The 1,416-nt window shown below is 46.0% G+C and carries 1 protein-coding gene; it reads right to left on the bottom strand.

The window, feature by feature from the left end:
• Window positions 1–69: 69 nt before the first annotated feature.
• Window positions 70–1,215, bottom strand: coding sequence for a SpoIID/LytB domain-containing protein (locus tag ACM0OS_RS28890; RefSeq protein ID WP_414546605.1), 1,146 nt, complete (start codon window positions 1,213–1,215; stop codon window positions 70–72).
• Window positions 1,216–1,416 lie beyond the last annotated feature (201 nt).

Genomic DNA, 1,416 nt, shown 5'->3' with positions numbered 1-1,416 from the left:
CCCTTGTCCCCTTGTCCCCTTGTCCCCTTGTCCCCTTGTCCCCTTGTCCTCTTGTCCCCTTGTCTGCAATCACTTCGCCTTAATTGGCGTGAGGGCTACACCTCGGTAATAGTGTCCTAAAATTTGTAGGTGGTTTGCTCCTTGTCGGGCCAAATTATATGCTCCCCATTGACTCATGCCTAAACCATGACCGAAACCTAGGCCTTGTAGGACAAATTTACCGTCTTGTTGTTTACTGATGCGAAAGCGGGTACTTCTCAGTTTGAGCGCAGTACGTACTTCTTCGCCCTTGAGTGTTTTGGTACCCTTGTCACCGACAATTCTTAAAGCTTTAACACTACCGAAAGGTGAGTGAGCTTCGGGAATCATTTCTGTGACAGTACCTACACCAGAAACTCTGCTGCCAATTTCATCTGGAGTGAAGGTATTTACCCAATTACAAGCGCTGATATTTTGATCGTAGTCCTGAACAGCACGCAGGTAAGCTAAAGGATTTCCCCAAACATCTTCTACATTTTCAGTGTGTCCGCCAGAACAGGCGTGGAAGACCGAGAGAATAACTTGGTTGTTATGAGTCAGGACTTTGCCAGCGGTAGCATCGACTGCGTTGTAAGTGCTAGAAGATTCGCTCATGACTCCTTTATAAATTTGCCAGCGATCTGGACTAGCACCCAAGTCAAAAGTGGGATTATTGCGTTGTTCGTTGCGTTTGTAAAGAGCATAGGTACGAGCGGCGATCGCCTGGGCTTTGAGAGCCTCCTGAGGCCAGCCAGCATCCATTTCACCACCAAGGACACTGTAAAGATATTCTTCTAAATCAACCCAATTAACGGCATCTAAACCCTTGTCTGTCGGGACAACCAACGTTCTCCCCCGATACCAGCGATCGCCAATATAAACAAATCCATCACCTGTGGGTTCAATCCAAAATAAACCAGATTGCCACCTATCCAAAGCCACACCACCAGGGATAGTTTGGGCATTAAATGAACTCATCGCCGGTAATTGCCCCAGAGTCCGACCACTACTATCCTTCACAACCGCAGTCGTGGAACTACCGACTTTAACCTGATTAACACCTCTTTCAATTGCCACGCGCAGAATCACAGATGCTTGAGCGGGGGCCACCAAAGCCAACCACAAAAAGATACCTATCCACCAATGACGTACTTTGATCTGAGAAAATAAAGAGCCTAACAACAGTTGAAATTTCATACTGATCATTTAAATCACATTTAGTATCTGTGTGATGCTCTGGAACTGTAGTGTCTACCACTTAAGATGAGACAGTTATCCCTTGAGGGAAGTTGCCACTTCTTCATAATTATGCGATCAGTATTGAAATTCGGCTAATTAAATATCATTAGTCATTAGTAATTAGTCAGCTTCTTCTCCCCCTGCTCCCTGCCCCCTGCC

The organism is Nostoc sp. CCY0012 (assembly GCF_963920855.1).
GTDB lineage: Bacteria > Cyanobacteriota > Cyanobacteriia > Cyanobacteriales > Nostocaceae > Cyanocohniella.
This window is presented reverse-complemented; position numbering and strand designations above follow the sequence as displayed.